The 468-nt window shown below is 49.8% G+C and carries 1 protein-coding gene; it reads right to left on the reverse strand.

Annotation, left to right across the window (positions count from 1 at the left end; translation table 11 throughout):
* The coding region (locus HMPREF2794_RS29150; protein WP_168166629.1) for a hypothetical protein at positions 1–468 on the reverse strand (468 nt) is incomplete at both ends.

A 468-nucleotide genomic window follows, 5' to 3' on the forward strand; every position in this document is an offset into this window, starting at 1 on the left:
GGTCTGTGACGCTATTGTTGGCATATCCTTCGCGCTTGCTACCGAATACCAGTTCCTCGACTCGGATCAGCGTAGTGAAGTCCTTTGCCTGCGTACCGTCGATATTGACAGTACTCAAATCACCCAAAGACTTGATCTTTGATGCACCGATGATATAGATCGCGCTCGATGAGTTTGAACCGTCAAAATGGAATGTCACCTTTGAACCGTCTTCTTCCGCCCATGCTCCCTGTTGTGCAGCAGGCGTGTTGAATCCCGCCCACAATTTCCACTGTTCGCTTGCGGTCACTTCGATATTGATGTTCTCACCGATGGCACGGAACATGCACATGTTATTTGCCTTCAGGATCGTGCTGACACCGAAGTACGCATCGAGGAAATCATAACGGGCAGACACGTAGTAATGTCGGTAAGGGATACCCATACCGGAAATTACGTTGAACGCCTGACCGCCCGGATTGGTGATAT

Source organism: Bacteroides sp. HMSC067B03, assembly GCF_001811315.1.
Lineage (GTDB): Bacteria > Bacteroidota > Bacteroidia > Bacteroidales > Bacteroidaceae > Bacteroides > Bacteroides faecis.